This window comes from Pseudomonadota bacterium (assembly GCA_026390555.1).
Lineage (GTDB): Bacteria > Bdellovibrionota_C > UBA2361 > UBA2361 > OMII01 > OMII01.
Window position 1 is genome coordinate 1 of the sequence record JAPLFS010000070.1, and the last position, 14,198, is coordinate 14,198.

The 14,198-nt window shown below is 51.0% G+C and carries 13 protein-coding genes; 7 read left to right on the forward strand and 6 right to left on the reverse strand.

Annotated elements, in window-relative coordinates; genetic code table 11:
* Window positions 1-1,287 (reverse strand): FAD-binding oxidoreductase (locus NTV65_09635; GenBank protein ID MCX6115454.1); only part of this gene is annotated, 1,287 nt, incomplete at its 3' end.
* Between the two features lie 376 nt (window positions 1,288-1,663).
* Here NTV65_09635 and NTV65_09640 point away from each other — a divergent pair.
* Both NTV65_09640 and NTV65_09645 read left to right on the forward strand, forming a co-directional pair.
* Window positions 1,664-3,115, forward strand: a complete 1,452-nt coding sequence (locus NTV65_09640; GenBank protein ID MCX6115455.1) for a UbiA family prenyltransferase — start codon at window positions 1,664-1,666, stop codon at window positions 3,113-3,115.
* A 7-nt stretch (window positions 3,116-3,122) separates the two neighbouring features.
* A complete protein-coding gene (locus NTV65_09645) occupies window positions 3,123-4,091 on the forward strand; it encodes a tetratricopeptide repeat protein (GenBank protein ID MCX6115456.1) in 969 nt (322 codons plus the stop codon).
* Here NTV65_09645 and dnaB read toward each other — a convergent pair.
* From dnaB to NTV65_09665, 4 genes are all read right to left on the reverse strand, one after another.
* Window positions 4,088-5,506 carry a replicative DNA helicase gene (gene dnaB / locus NTV65_09650; protein ID MCX6115457.1) on the reverse strand — a complete coding sequence of 473 codons (1,419 nt, stop codon included), beginning with the start codon at window positions 5,504-5,506 and terminating at the stop codon, window positions 4,088-4,090. The two genes, NTV65_09645 and dnaB, sit on opposite strands and share 4 nt — an antisense overlap.
* A gap of 308 nt (window positions 5,507-5,814) precedes the next feature.
* Window positions 5,815-7,716 (reverse strand): hypothetical protein, encoded by a 1,902-nt coding sequence (locus NTV65_09655; protein MCX6115458.1) that lies wholly within the window; start codon window positions 7,714-7,716, stop codon window positions 5,815-5,817.
* A gap of 333 nt (window positions 7,717-8,049) precedes the next feature.
* On the reverse strand, window positions 8,050-8,760 hold the full coding sequence (locus NTV65_09660; protein MCX6115459.1) for an NYN domain-containing protein: 711 nt from the start codon (window positions 8,758-8,760) through the stop codon (window positions 8,050-8,052).
* 185 nt (window positions 8,761-8,945) lie between these two features.
* Window positions 8,946-9,587, reverse strand: coding sequence for a L,D-transpeptidase (locus NTV65_09665; protein ID MCX6115460.1), 642 nt, complete (start codon window positions 9,585-9,587; stop codon window positions 8,946-8,948).
* A gap of 250 nt (window positions 9,588-9,837) precedes the next feature.
* Between NTV65_09665 and NTV65_09670 the strand changes: the two genes are divergently transcribed.
* A complete protein-coding gene (locus NTV65_09670) occupies window positions 9,838-10,605 on the forward strand; it encodes a lytic transglycosylase domain-containing protein (protein MCX6115461.1) in 768 nt (255 codons plus the stop codon).
* A 1-nt stretch (window position 10,606) separates the two neighbouring features.
* Here the strand turns inward: NTV65_09670 and NTV65_09675 are convergent, their stop codons facing one another.
* Window positions 10,607-11,896, reverse strand: coding sequence for an aminopeptidase P family protein (locus NTV65_09675; protein ID MCX6115462.1), 1,290 nt, complete (start codon window positions 11,894-11,896; stop codon window positions 10,607-10,609).
* A gap of 118 nt (window positions 11,897-12,014) precedes the next feature.
* On the opposite strand from NTV65_09675, the gene NTV65_09680 reads away from it, so the two are divergent.
* From NTV65_09680 to NTV65_09695, 4 genes are all read left to right on the forward strand, one after another.
* Complete coding sequence (locus NTV65_09680; GenBank protein ID MCX6115463.1) at window positions 12,015-12,419, forward strand: thioesterase family protein; 405 nt, start codon at window positions 12,015-12,017, stop codon at window positions 12,417-12,419.
* A gap of 34 nt (window positions 12,420-12,453) precedes the next feature.
* Window positions 12,454-12,702 carry a 50S ribosomal protein L31 gene (gene rpmE / locus NTV65_09685; GenBank protein MCX6115464.1) on the forward strand — a complete coding sequence of 83 codons (249 nt, stop codon included), beginning with the start codon at window positions 12,454-12,456 and terminating at the stop codon, window positions 12,700-12,702.
* 10 nt (window positions 12,703-12,712) lie between these two features.
* A complete protein-coding gene (locus NTV65_09690; GenBank protein MCX6115465.1) occupies window positions 12,713-13,249 on the forward strand; it encodes a TlpA disulfide reductase family protein in 537 nt (178 codons plus the stop codon).
* Window positions 13,250-13,424: 175 nt separating this feature from the next.
* Window positions 13,425-14,192: a prolipoprotein diacylglyceryl transferase gene (locus tag NTV65_09695; protein ID MCX6115466.1), complete on the forward strand. Its 768-nt coding sequence runs from the start codon at window positions 13,425-13,427 to the stop codon at window positions 14,190-14,192.
* The last annotated feature ends 6 nt before the right edge of the window (window positions 14,193-14,198 follow it).

Below are 14,198 nucleotides of genomic sequence, written 5' to 3' on the forward strand. Positions count from 1 at the left end.
CCATAAACTTGAGGAAAAACGCGGATCGATCAGAGCTTTGAACTCATTCAAGCGCGGGTGTGATATTTCAAACATAGCCGGTGACATGCGGGCATCCTTTGCCGGATAGATCCGCCCCTTGGATTCCCTAACGATCTGGTCTAGCTCGTTCATAAGGTTCAGTGTAGCAGTACCATCATTTGGAAAGTCCAGAGCGAGCGTTACGCCCTTAGTTGGAAAGGAGATTAGGCCAGGAGACTCGATGGCACCAAAGGTTTTTAGTACCGCAAGGAACGAGGCGCGCTTTGAACGGGTAATACGGGTAAAGATCTCTTTGATAATACTGCGATCGTGATCAAATGGAACTATGAGTTGGTACTGAAAGAATCCGCGACGGCCGTACATTTTGTTCCAGTTCAGGATCGCATCAAGGGGATAAAAGAAGGGGTCGTAATGTGTCAGTGCATCAACCGTGCGGCTGAGCTGCTTATTATAGTAGACGGTATTAAATGAGCGCATTAAATAAGAATTTAGTAACCACGCTGGCGCATCGCAGGGAAAGGGTAGCGCTGGAGCAAAGCGGGCCTTATTTTTTGTGCGCTGAGAGAAGTTCCCAGCCATGAACAACCCCCGACCTAGGCTAGCCCCTTCGGAGGTGCAGTCAACCCAGGAGACGTTATAGTCATAGAGCGAGTCGTTCTCCGCCGAAACATCAAAGAACTCATCCAGATTTCTGAACTTGACCGTGCGGGTATCGAGGTAGGGAGAGGCTATCGGAATAAGTTGAAACTCTACCCAGGTGATTAGTCCGGTCAGGCCAAGCCCGCCTATTGTGGCGCGAAAGAGCAGTTCGTTCTCGCTTAAAGAGCAGGTCAGGTAGCTTCCATCCGAGCGACGCAGCCCGAGGCTCTTAACGTGGCAGCCAAAGGTTCCAGATTTATGGTGGTTCTTGCCGTGAATGTCGTTTGCAACTGCGCCACCAAGGGTAACGAACTTTGTTCCAGGGGATACCGGCAGGAACCAACCACGCGGCACAAAAACATCGAGTATTGCAGCGAGACTGACGCCGGCCTCGGCCTTAAGTACCCCGCTTTTTTCGTCAAAGGAGATTAGGCAAGAGAGCGCAGAGGTTTCGATAATGGCGTTATCGTTGTTAATGCAGCTATCACCGTAGCTACGCCCTAGGCCGTAAGGCAGGACAGAGCGGCCATCGGTCGGAAGGACTAGGGCGGAACTCGGAGAGTCCGCTCGCAAGATCTGCTGGTTTCTTATCTTTGGGTATCTTGCCCACGACTCATATGTTTTCACAACAAACCTCATTTAAAGGGCAGGAGCAGAACTGTAATCTGATCCTATAAAAATGATAGCTAGCTGGGTGCTATAGCGCAATCAGGTAACTATTCACTACGTTTTATCGTTGTATAAGTTAATGCTTATGGGAGGCGGTTTTTGTACGGCTCTTCCCCTTTCTTGTCGTCCCCTGATCGGGGACGATAGATTTTGTGTGAATAGTTAATATTATCACCCCCGATTTGCTCTGCAAATCGACCCCTGAGGGGTTAGTACATAGCATCTACGTGTGTGATCGTCCTTAGTTTGTGCGGAATGGTTACGCAATTTGAAGAATTACGTTCTGCTGGTTTAAACGGTGACGGAGTCGCTGGTCCTTGCTATAAGACGGCGTATGCAGGGAGAGATGCTCTATAAAAACGAAAAACCGTCAGTTATCTGTGCCGATGTTGACGGCACGATTATTTTGACCGATCTGCTCTACGAGTCCCTTTTGCTGGTCCTTAAGCGCGAGCCTCTAACGTTCCTGCTACTCCCTTTTTGGCTACTTCAGGGCCGAGCGCACCTTAAGAAGATGCTTGCCAAGCGCGCCTCTACGCTCGCTGTGGACCTTTTGCCTCTGAATGATGGGGTAGTTGAATACCTACGACAGGCTTCAAATAACGGACAGCGCATCGTGCTAGCCTCTGCCTCACACCGCTCCCTGGTGGAGAGGGTGGCGACGAGGCTTGGGTTTGTTAGTGAAGTGATCGCAACCGAGGGTGTTCTTAACTGTAAGGGTGCAGCCAAGGCGCAGGCCATTAATGCACATCTTGGGGGAGAGGCCTGGGAGTACGTTGGAGATTCAAAAGCAGATATTAAGGTATGGGGATCGGCTGCTAGTGTTGTTTGCACCACGGCGAGCGCCAGTTTTGGTCGACGCATAGTAGCGGCGTACCCCGGAGCTACTATCATCCCCAAGCAACCGATGCGGCTTCGTACGATACTAAAAGCATTAAGGCTGCATCAGTGGTTAAAGAACGTGTTGCTCTTTGCACCCCTTATTTTGGCCCATCAATGGCTCAACCTTGCGGCATTGAGCTCCACTATCGCGGCCGTCATCTCGTTTTCGTTGTGCGCATCGGGGGTCTATCTAATGAACGACCTCTTGGATCTTGAAGCGGACCGACAACATCCCCGCAAGCGCAAACGTCCCTGCGCCTCGGGCCGCATGCCGCTAGCGCTTGCAATGCTCCTTATACCGGTGCTTTTTGTGGTGTCGTTTGTAGTAGCGTATCTTGTTAGCCCAGCGTTCTCCGTTATCCTTGCGCTCTACCTCTGTTTAACGACCGCCTATTCTTACCGACTGAAGGCCTACGCGCTGATAGACATTATCGTCTTGGCGTTCCTATACACTATGCGCATAGTGGCTGGTGGGGTGGTAAGTGAAGTACACCTTTCGCAGTGGCTATTGGCGCTCTCGATGTTTATCTTCTTTAGCTTGGCCTGTGTGAAGAGGTTCTCTGAGCTGATCGTATTGCAACAACGCAACGAAAGTAAAACCTGGGGTAGGGGCTACTCTGTTGGCGATCTTGAACAGGTAGCGGCATTTGGAACCTCCAGCGCCTATATAGCGGTGCTGGTACTTGCGCTCTATGTAAGTAGTAAGGAGATTTCGGCTCTCTATACTACCCCTGAGGTTGTTTACCTCGCCTGTCCCTTGCTGCTCTACTGGGTAAGTCGGATCTGGCTCCTAGCCAGACGTGGGCTGGTGCACGATGATCCGCTGGTCTTTGCCCTTCGCGATAAGGTTACGTATGCTATCGCTATGATCGGACTTTTGATATTTGTCGGCGCAAAGTGGTAGGCCCTCTATGGCAACCGGAAAAACCCTCCTGGTATTGCTGATAGGCGCATTTAGCGCCTGCGCTGTCCCTATATCGCACCGTCAATTCTCAATAGGTGGAAGCTCTGGTCACTCCCAGGAGTTCGCCTCATCAAGGGAGCTGCTTGTTTCTGGGCTAGTTACCGAGGCGATGATCTTCTCAAAGAGCAATCGTTTCTTTGAGGCTGAGAGTAGACTACGACAGGCCGATTACCTTAATCCTGGGAATGAAAGGCTACAGTTTGATCTGGCGCTCGTTATTGGCCAGACCGGACAGGGAGTTGAAGCACGGGAGTTACTACAGCAATTACTCGCTAAAAAGCCAGAGGACCCGAATTTGCTGATGGCACTGGCTGATATTGAGTTTGTGCTAGGCTCCTCAGCAGAGGCGAGGGATAAGCTTAAGGTGGCATTTGTGCGCTTTAAAGAGGCTGGAAATACAAAGCAAGCAGCTCGCATAGCGCGCTCGATCTCGAATGTGGCTTTCGCCGAAGGTAGGGAGCAGGAGGCATTGTGTTACTCCTTTGAAGCTTGGATGTTGGCCCCCGAGCCACAGCAGCTCGCCTGGCATGCGCGTATGTTAATTGCGCAAAATCTTTTTAAAGAAGCGGAGCAGACTATCCGCGCGGCGTTAGCCAAGGGTCGTGCATTGGGTAGAAATGGTGCCGTGCAACACGCCCTTGGGCTTGCGCGTTATGGGCAGGGGGATTATGTCGGAGCACTTGCGGCTGAAGAGCAGGCGTTGGATCTAATTGCAGAGGTGCCCGAGATGGGGAGTGAGATCAGCGCCGCCTGGTGGTTATTTAAGTGTAGATCATTAGCTGGCGTTCTTACTGAGCAGCTAGAGGAGCAACAGCAGGATTTGCTGGCGCTGCGCGAAAGGGGTGGATTTGAGCTCGTTACCTGGCCAGGTGCTTTACGTGCTGAGTTGGAAGCGCTGCAGCCAGAGGAGAGTTAAAATTCATTACTAGAGCTGCCATCAGACAACTGTGGTAGATCGCTCTCATCTAGATTATCGAAGCGCGTATATTCACCCGAGAATGCAACCCGCACCGCTCCGGTAGGCCCGGTACGTTGCTTGGAGATAATAATCTCCGCAACGCCCTTGTCTGGTGACTCCTTATTGTAAACCTCATCACGATAGATAAACATGATCAGATCGGCATCTTGCTCGATAGCGCCTGATTCACGCAGGTCCGACATCATCGGACGCTTATCGTTTCGCGACTCTACGGATCGATTAAGTTGTGATAGTGCAACAACCGGAACGCTTAGCTCCTTCGCGAGCGCCTTTAGGGAGCGCGATATATCTGAGATCTCCTGCTCTCGCGAGTGGCTATAGGCCGGACTGCGCAGGAGCTGCAAATAGTCGACGATTATGAGTCCAAGTTTGTGATCGCGGTGTAGGCGGCGGGATTTAGCGCGCACCTCAGTAATTGTAAGGGCAGGGGTATCATCGATAAATATCTCAGCTTCAGAGATACGGCTTGCCCCGTCAACTATCCGCGCGAAATCACGCTCAGAGAGGTCTCCCGTTCGTACGTTTGAGTTGTTGATACGGGATTCGCTACATAACATACGGAGCACCAGTTGCTCCTTTGACATCTCAAGAGAGAAAAAAGCCACTGGCTTGCGTGCGTAAATACCTACGTATTGGCTCCAGCCGAGCACCAAGGCGGTTTTTCCCATAGAGGGTCGCGCAGCAACGATAATGAGATCTGCGGGCTGAAAGCCGGCGGTTAGTTTGTCGAGCTTATCTAGCCCACTTGGTACGCCGGTAACCGGCTCCTTCTGATCATAGAGCTTTTCTACGAGTCGGATTGAGTCCTGAACTACATCGCTAACGCGGTGAAAGGAGGAGTTGATACGAAAGTCAGAAACCCCCAGGATGCGCTGCTCAGTTCCATCGAGGAACTCCTCAAGATCGCCCTCGAGCTCAAAAGCGGATCTAATGATGTCGTTTGACTCGTGGATTAAGCGACGGCGAATAGACATCTCTTTAATCATGCGGGCGTAGTACCCGACGTTGGCCGCATTAGGAACTGAGGAGACTAGGTACGAGAGAACCTGCGCGCCGCCAATATTTTCAAGTTGCCCCATGCTGCGGAGCTGCTGCCCCAATGTTACGATATCGATCGGCTCACGCTTGTCGGAAAGGTTTGCCATCGCTTCAAAGATCGTCTGATGTCCGGCCTTATAGAAATCCTCGGCGCGGATCTTTTCAAGGCAGATATTGATCGCCTGATTATCGAGCAGAATGCTGCCAAGAACTGACTCCTCTGCTTCGAGAGATTGGGGAGGAACGCGACCTGCAGGAGTTGCGCGTGAAGGGTCTGTTCTCTGCTTTTCACCGTAACGGCGGGCGGATTCCATATGGTTATTTTCGTTAAAATTATCAGTTTATAGTCGCGTGCACCGCCGCGCTAAAGTAGCGTATCTGCTATCTGAAAGGCCAGGTCTCAGGGGAGAAAGTAAGGGAGTATTCACTACTGGATTCAGTAGGTCAACGGGAAACTGAACGTAACTGGTCACCGTAGTTTAATGTCGCGATTCAAGCTACTCAGATTACGGCGAAGTTTCATAGGTAATTCGATTGGTCGTCCCCTGATCGGGGACGACAGATTTTGTGACCAGTTAATGTTTTCACCCCCGATTTGCGGAGCAAATCGGCCCCTTAGGGGCTAATGACTGGTGGGGAGATTAGAGATAAACTTGTACATCTTTGAGCTCTGAATATGACCCAAGTGGTTAGGGGCCGATTCAGCCAACTCGAATAAATGCTTGAATATATCCTTAAAGAAGGTAGCTTTTTTACCCAGGTGCTGCAGGGCAGCACTTTCAAGGTTAAGCTTTATCTGATGCACCTTACGGTAGTCATCACTATAGGCTGCGTTAATAACGATCTTGGAGGCACCCCTTTCGGTCATCGTAATATCGATTGAGGAGCCATCTGGGCCGATACCATCAATCGTTGCTAGGCAGGTATCGGTAAGTTCGATCCAATTAAGCCTTATGTCGCTTGCGTCGTTGCCCGTTGTTTTGACCCAGATCTTAGCCAGCTTAGCCGCCATTTCATAGGCACGGTTAGCAGCACTATTGTTGCTTGGAGGTAGTTGGGTGCCGAATTGATTTAGTGGAGATACGCAAGTGTTAGTATCAATATCTTGATGAACCAAATCATCAATTAACTGCTGCATTCCAACTCGCAAAGGGGCGGGACTCTCCGACATCTTCTTTGCGATATTGCGAATTACCTCGCGGTAACCACCGGAGTTATTGCAGGTTTCTGCCGATAATTTAGCCCTTAATTGGCCCCCGAAAATGTTTCTAGCTGTAATATATAGAGAGTCGTTGGGGTGTATGCCAAAACAGATACGGCTAAAGTTTGTACTGCCGCCCTTTGCTTCAGGTCTGGAGTCTGGATATCGAAGCTCTACTAGCTGAATGCCGCGCAGCAGTTCGATTCTTTGATCATGGGAGGTCGCAGAAACACTATTGAATATTATATCTGGAAAGGTCTCAGGATCCGTTTGAAGTTCGAAGGGAAGAGTATCATCTAACGAGCAGCCCGTAAGGAACGGAGATCTATTACAGCTCTCCTTAGCGTATTTGTCTAGGAATAGAAGCGCGTCCATTTTGCGATCCGTATTACCGAATGCCAGTTTAGCTACCTGCTCACGCAATAGAAACTGCACAGGATGATTGGGATCGGAGAGATCTCCTTTGGCCTGCATAGGCCACATCACTGAGGAGGAGTTCTCGGAGCCGTTGGCGTGAATGCTAATAGCAGCAGCAGAGCTTCCTACATGCAGGCGAATCTCTGCACCCGATTGCAGCTGCTCTACTAAGGTAATTTGCCCGGCATGCAGATCTCCGGACAGGATCCTCGAGTCAATAGAGCTCTCGAAGCCCTCGGCTTGATCGAGAAGCTCAGCAATAGCTTTTGTGTTAGTAGTGTGTGGGGGTGACAAGAACCTTCGCATCGAATCTAGCCCCTCCTGTTGAAACTGAAGCATAGCGTCCCAGGTAATCTGCAGAAGTTCACGGATCGCTGATTCCGAGGAGGTTGTAATTGCAATCTTGTTAGGTGCGAGCCAGATTGAGAAGGACTCGCTACTCTGAGCTTCTTTTGAGGGGCTCTCGGTCTTCACGTCAAACATAACTCTGTGGAGTTCTGGTGATAGATCGGCACGGACCGAGACAGCCTCACCGTCGATCACGCGCTTTGCTAGAAAGGATTGATCGAGGGCATAGTCAGGATTCTTTGCAAAAACTTCAAAGCTTGGGAACACGCGTTCCATTGGAGAGCCGTTGATTAGGGAATAGAGTGACTTCAGAGATTTGCGTAACTCCCAAGAGTAGTTGTTATCTACATCTAGTGAGATCTTTTTAACGATCTCTGGTAGGAGTTGGTCGGCATTTTTGCCAGCGATAGAATTAGTATTCAGCACTTCCCACAGCTCTGACGCTAGGGGGCCTTGCAGCTCAGGGGTCAGTACGTATGTACCCAATGCGGAATCCTTCGGAGAGAGCGCAACGATCTCTAAAATACGGATCTCAGGTGCAGCTTCAGAATATGACACAGAATATTTGATGCAAGCCCTAGTTCCGGCAATAACATGTGGGGTAATGCAGCTTGGTATTATAGCGCAGCCCCCCAGTATCTCCTCCCAATGGGGCAAAGAGTCACGAGCTGCAGCCCTCGCAGCAGGACCGAAACTCCCTTCGGTACTATCGATGTTTATACCGCTTGTGATCATTTAGGTGATTCTCAGGCTACTAGAAACACTCCACAAGAGTTTTACCCCATATTTTAGTTAGAGTTTAATTAAATTTTTGAATTAAATGCAGAAATAAACCCTCAATACTCAAGTTAATTGGTATCTAGTTGATTATACGTAGCATAATAAACGCTATTAATCGCGCCAAATCGTCTCTGAATCTGAGAGATCGATCCACTTTGCGGCTGATTTCATGATGTCTCCGGTATTAAACTGCCCGAAGTCCGCTGTCGTAGTGTCGGAGCCGATATCCTTAATCATGCCAAGCGGGTAGATCAGCTCGCGGCTCGGACAAACTACAACAACTGAGCGCTGTATCGTCAGATCCGTATCGCGGGCTAAAAGGGTTCGTTCGTACACAGGGGCTACAGGGGGAGTGTCGCGAAAATCCTCCTGCTCATATTGCCTGCGACCGAAGTTAGATATGCCTCCCATAGCCGCAGAGGAGCGTACTGGCTGGTCAGCCGGCATGTACTCATTCTCTTTACTGAACGAAGAGAGGCCAAGGGAGAATGCGACGAGATCGGCAGCCATCTCAAGGTCAACGCTGACCTGACGAGTAACACCCTTGGGCGGTAAACGCTTAACGATAACGGAAAGCCCCGCACGCGCAACGGCATCCAGAAATGCGCGCTGTCGGGAATCATCTTCGTATGGAATAAGGGTGTAATAACGGGCGACGATCGGATTAAGGCCAGAGGTTACTCCGCGCACAAGTCCACTCATGTTGACCTTGCGGTTAATGCGGCGGGTAGCACGATCGAGTCCGGTGCCGTCTATGAATAGGCCAACTATGCGCCTCTCTTTCTTTTTGATGAAACCACCACCTAACTCTTCGTACTTCATATATTCCTAGTGCTCGTAACCGTTTAGTTATCCTCGGCCGATGAATCGCAGTTCCCAGTCAAGGTGTTACTACGACTATTGGCGAAGTGCGCCCGTCTACTCAATATAGTTTGTGTTGCTGTGAACAGGTGCTGTTATACACCCTCCGGCTGGCTATGTCGAATCAGGGGCTAAGCCGCGAACCGTTAGCGCACCTCGACCTTAGTTCCAACCCGTACGAGCTCAAAGATTCTATTCATGTCTTGGGGGGCTATGCGCAGTCCTCCCAGCTCCAGGGTTCCTACTGGACCACTGTGGAGCGGGGTCTGTTCGTTCAGAAAGAGCGCCTGCTTGCCAAGCGCCCCACGTTTGAAACGATCCTTACTGCCCTCTGCTGGGACTCGCATGGAGCGCTGTTTGAAGTAGGTGTTTGGTGCGTACCAGAGCGGATTGGCTTGCTTGAGAGCCACTGTATAACTCCCGGGGCGCAGAGTGCTGGCAACCTGAGCGTTGACCGTTATCGGTGTGCTGTCAGGGCTCTCAAGAGAGAGCTTTCCAGCACTCCGATTGATTCGAACGATCGTATATGGGGAGCTTGAACTGTGTATTTGAGCGATCGAACCGAGACGGGAACGGTCGCCGCTTGAGAGTTTTATCGGGGGCAGAGGCCTAGAGATAGCGAGCGTCCCGTCCATAAGCCACTCGCGATCATCGCTAGATGCCTGTCCTGTCAGTGGGGAGAGTATCGAACATCCTGAGGTAGCAAGGGTGAGCCAGAGCCCGAACAGGAGCATAGCTAGGGGCCTAATCTGAAGGCTCCTGCTACAGCTCAAATGTGAGTAACTCATGCTAAACATATGGCACAACATCTTGTCCTTATCCGGTGTCGAAATTATGGCACTACGTTATGATGCAAGAGAGGCGTTACAGGATTGGCTAAGTGCTACCAGTTACTAAGTGACATGTTGCAAACTGCGGTTGTTTTCTCGCATCTCAGTTAATTCAACTGGTTATAACGTTTTGGCGGCTTAGAGCTACCTCCTGAGCCCCTGGCTAGCTTGCCTATAGGTGGTACTTAGGCTGTACTACAGGACGATTATGCTTAGCCGCCTATTTCAGACTATTATTTTAGTAACAGCCCTCAGCACCTCAGTTGGGTGCGGATTTGTCACGAGCGGGCAGGGTGGACACCCTCTATCTAGTAACAACGTCCTGCTGCCTAGTGGTGAACAGACTGACTTCGGCCGTACTAAATCTCCGCAACAGATCTCAGTTCAGTCAGCACGGGTGCTTCCAAAGCCAGATCTTGGTGTGACCCCTGAGGTGCAGGTTGAGCTAAATCGTTTTATGACCGCAGACAGAGGTACGGTTGTAAGGGTGCTTGAACAGCACTCAGATCAGTTCGAGAAGATGGGGAAGGTTTTTGAGCGCGAGGGGGTTCCACGAGAGCTACTCTCCATAGCCGCCGTCGAGAGTGGTCTTGATCCTGCGGCAATGAGCCCAGCCGGAGCTCGGGGACTATGGCAGTTTATGCGCCCAACAGCTCAGCTCTATGGGCTGAAGGTCAATTGGATGCAGGATGAAAGGCTCGACCCAAAGCGCTCGACCTTAGCGGCAGCCAAGTATCTAAAGGATCTTTTTAGTAGCTTTCAGGACTGGCACCTCGCCCTAGCCGCCTACAACGCCGGCAGTGGCGCAATCAATCGAGTTATGACCCGTAGCGGCGGCACAGATTTTTGGGAACTTTCACGAGGTGGGCACCTGCCCGGCGAGACCCGCCGCTTCGTTCCGCGAGTGATAGCGCTCACGCTAATAGTTAACGATCCAGATCGCTACGGCTTCAGTGCTTCAAAGATTGTGGGATAAATTACCTGCTTGAGTTAACCATCTCAAATACGTGATCAAAGCCCTTGGGAAAGACACCCGCAGTAAGAACCTCACTACCCTTCTCCGTAACCAACACATCGTCCTCAATGCGTACCCCACAGGCTGGTAGAGGCCCAATAGGCTTACTAAAGTAAAGGCCAGGTTCGATAGTTATAACCATGCCCTGCTCAAGGCAGGCGAGTTTGTCGTTATTGCCAGGAGCAACATCGTGTACGTCGATGCCGAGCGAGTGTCCAATACCGTGCGGAAAGAAGGGGTGGTAGGCGAGCTTTTTCAGCAACTGCGGAACCGTACCTTTGAGGACTCCGAGGTATTTGAGTCCGTGCGTGAGCTCGCGCGCTGCAACATCAAATACGGAGCTAATTTGCACCCCTGGGCGGATCTGTTTGATCGCAAGCTGCTGCGCTCGTAGAACTATATCGTAAAGATCCCTTAATTGCGGAGCTACAGATTCGCCGATCGGTATGGTGCGAGTTACGTCAGAAGCATACATATCAAGCTCGCAGCCGGTGTCGATCAGCAGTAGCTCGCCATCCTTAAGGGTTCTGTTAAGGGCATGATAGTGCAACGTTGCTGCGGATTTTCCTGCAGCTACTATAGTACTGAAGGCAGGCTCGGCGCCGTTTATCCGGTAAAAATAATCGATAAATGTGCCGATCTCGTGCTCATTTACCCCGCTGCGCAGTAGGGGCAAAAGATTCATCAGGGCGCCGGATGTTAGCTCAGCAGCGTTGCGAATCAGAGCGATCTCAGAGGGATCCTTGAATGCGCGCAGTCGCGCCGTAAAGCGCTCGGCCTCGACCAGCGTATGCGGTAGTCCGCGAGTTGCGTGTGAGCTACGTTCGGAAAGCTCGCGCTTAATGGCCGCGCTGGCGGTGCCGTGAGTTGACTGAAGATAGGCTAGATCCGAGCCCTTTAGTAAGCCTAGGAGTGATTTAACATGATCGGTTGATGTAATAACCTCGGCCTTTAGGAGCTTCGCTAAGGGCTTAATTGGTGGGCGTGCTCCCTCCCAAACGGTTTTTACCCTATCCTCTGGATATACGAGTAGTACTATTGGGTCTTTCGATTCTGGCCTTAACACCAGGGTGGTGTTGGGGGCGTAACTTCCGGTAAAATAGTAGAGGTCGCTATTCTGTCGGAATGGAAAATGGGTGTCTCGTGAGCGCACCACCTGCGGGTTGCTCGATAGTACGAGCACCTCACGTTGTTTTGAATCCTTAAGAAGGCTTAGGGCCTTTTTCAGTCGTGCTGGGTAGATCTGTTTCATATATACACTCCTCTGATACTTAATATAATCAAAGCACGAACGGAGCTATTTGGCATGCGGCTATTCACCGAGTATAATGAGGCCTGCCTGGGCAGGGATACCACCGGAGGATTTATAGATGCTCTCTATCACCGTTGAGTTAGATGATACATGGGTTGAGCCGCTGTATGAACATGTGCACCATGGTCGCTGCCTCTCGCTCTTTGAGATGGCGCGCTGCGAGCTGCTGCGAGAGATCGGATTCCCCAATGAGCAGCTTCTGGCAGAGGGGAAGGCGCTCGTTATTACGAAGCTCAACGCCACCTACAAAAGAGAGGTAAAACGGGGCACGGTAACCGTTACCTGTGACCGGGCCGAGGTGCTGGGCAGGGTGTTGATTATCTATCAGACCCTTCTTAATGAGCGGGGTAAGCCTGCGGTTGAGCTGGTGATCGAATCTGTCTTTATGGACACAGAGACCCGCCGAGCTATGGAGCTACCAGCGGACTTTTTGCAGGCTTTTAACAGCTGGGCCGCAGGTTGACACGGATCCCTCAGTGCAGTACCCTTACACCGCTATGAAAGATAACATTCACCCAACATATTTCGATGCAACCGTCTATTGCGGAGGTTGCGGAAGTACATTTTCTACCGGTGCTACGGTTCCTGAGCTCCGAATCGGTGTGTGCTCCAAGTGTCACCCGTTCTATACCGGCCAGCAGAAGATGCTCGACGTAGAGGGACGTGTAGATCGCTTTAAGAAGAAGTACGGTAGCAAGACTCCAGCCGCAGTAGAGGCGGAAACCACTACTCCAGTAGCGGAGTAGTTAGCACGCCATGGGGCGAATATTCAGAGCCCTAGCATCAGTTTTATTTGTGCTCCTATCTGCCTGCTCTGATGGCGGTCGTACAGGAATTAATCCAGATGATAAGGCCCCAAACATTAAGGGGGTAGATCTTAACGGTAATCCGATCTCACTTGATCAGATTCAGGGTAAGGTAATCCTGCTTAACTTTTGGGCTACCTGGTGCTCCCCCTGTATAGCCGAGCTACCAGCTCTGCAGACGCTCTATACTAATCTTAAGGAACACGGAGTACAGGTCGTAGGTATCGCTGTCGATGATTCACCCGAAAATATTAAGGCGGCGCAGGCCACCTACGGAATGACCTATCCGATTATTATCGATACGGACTCGCAGAGTAAACGGTTCTACGAGGTCAAGGGACTACCAGAATCATTCGTGCTTAACGGTGAGCACCGTATTCAGGTGCTGCTCGATCCCGATGGCAATGGGCCCGTAACGCGCATCGTTGGTCCGCGCGAATGGAGTGAAAAGAGGGTAGCCGAGATGCTCACCTCTCTTATAAAGTAAGGCAAACCCCTCAGGGGTCGATTTGCGGAGCAAATCGGGGGTGAAAACAGTGACTATTCACCCCTAAAATAAGCGTCCCCGATCAGGGGACGACAAGAAAGGTGAGTCTTTAGGACCGATCGCAAGATAGAATTATTTTAACCACCGACAAGTTTATACTGGGGTGAATAGTTACATGATACCAACCCTACTTGAATTAGGCCCACTTCCTATCCGGAGCTTCGGTTTGATGGTGGCGCTTGCGCTCTTTGCGGGGGGCGTGCGGCTAGCACTTAGCTTTCGTCGCTACGGCATCGAGCCCCGTTTAGCTGAACGGTACGTAACAGCAGCTGGTATCTCAGGGCTGCTCGGAGCGCGGCTCTGGTTTATCGCGGAGCACTGGTCTGAATTACAGGGGCAACTGCTAGCGGCGTTATTCTCTAGCGCTGGTTTTACATTTTACGGTGGATTTATTATCGCAGCGTTGGTTGTGCTCATAATGGCGCGCCGTGATGGCACTGATATAGCAAGGTTGTGTGATGCTTTGGGGCCCTGCTTAGCGCTCGGCTACGCCATCGGGCGAGTAGGATGCCAACTCTCTGGGGATGGTGATTATGGAATTCAAGCGCACGGCTTCTGGGCGATGTCTTATGCTACGGGAGTTGTGCCGACCATGCCTGGTGAGCTCGTATATCCCACTCCGCTTTTCGAGTCGGCGGCTGCCCTGATTGTGCTCTGGATACTAAGCCGGGTTGAAACTAGTCCCCGTATTCTAAAGGAGCGCTTTCAGCGCTTTGGGCTTTATCTTTTTCTGATCTCAATTGAACGCGTATGTATTGAGTTTCTACGCCCGAATCCGGAGTTAGTAGCTGGGCTGAGTGAGGCGCAGGTAATAGCAATGGTGCTTATGATGCTGGGTTCAATCCTATTAGTGTTTCAGGCCAGGCCCAGAGCCACTATTTAGCACTAA